Consider the following 709-nt stretch of genomic DNA (forward strand, 5'->3'; position numbering starts at 1 on the left):
CCCTGTTTCTCGACGAGCTGGCCACCACCAGCACCAGGGTGCAGGAGAACCTACTGCGGGTCATCGAATACGGCGAGTTCGAGCGGGTGGGCGGCGCCAAGCCACTCAAGGTGGATGTGCGGCTGGTGTGCGCCACCAACGAGGATCTGCCGGCATTGGCCGACAAGGGACAGTTTCGACACGATCTGCTGGATAGACTCGCATTTGACGTGATAACGCTCCCCCCCTTGCGTGAGCGGCGGGACGATATCCTGATGCTGGCGGAGCATTTCGCCCACAGCATGACCCGGGAGCTGGGTTATCCGCTGTTTGCGGGGTTCTCCCGCAAGGCGACCCAACTGCTGCTGGACTACCCCTGGCCTGGCAACGTGCGGGAACTCAAGAACGTGGTGGAGCGCAGTCTCTATCGTCAGGGCAACCCGCAACTGCCGCTCGCGGAGCTGGTCTTGAACCCGTTCGATTCCCCCTGGCGCCCCCGCGCCGCTGCCAGCACGCCCGCCCCCTTGCCCGCCGCAGCGGCGCCGATGACGGGTCAGCAGCCTCAGTTGCTGCCGCTGGATCTTAAAAATGCGGTGGCACAATACGAAATTAATTTACTCAAGCAAGCGATGCAGCAATCCCAGTATAATCAGCGCAAAGCGGCCCAATTACTGGCCCTGAGTTATCACCAGTTCCGGGGCATGCTGCGTAAATACCAGCTACTCGAGGG

Annotated in this window: 1 protein-coding gene; it reads left to right on the top strand. The window is 61.6% G+C overall.

Translation table 11 applies throughout. The annotated features are described in order from the left end of the window. A partial coding sequence (locus BN1137_RS00525) for a sigma 54-interacting transcriptional regulator (protein WP_083443323.1) occupies nucleotides 1–709 on the top strand: 709 nt, incomplete at both ends.

The organism is Aeromonas tecta (assembly GCF_000820185.1).
GTDB classification, from domain to species: Bacteria; Pseudomonadota; Gammaproteobacteria; order Enterobacterales; family Aeromonadaceae; genus Aeromonas; species Aeromonas tecta.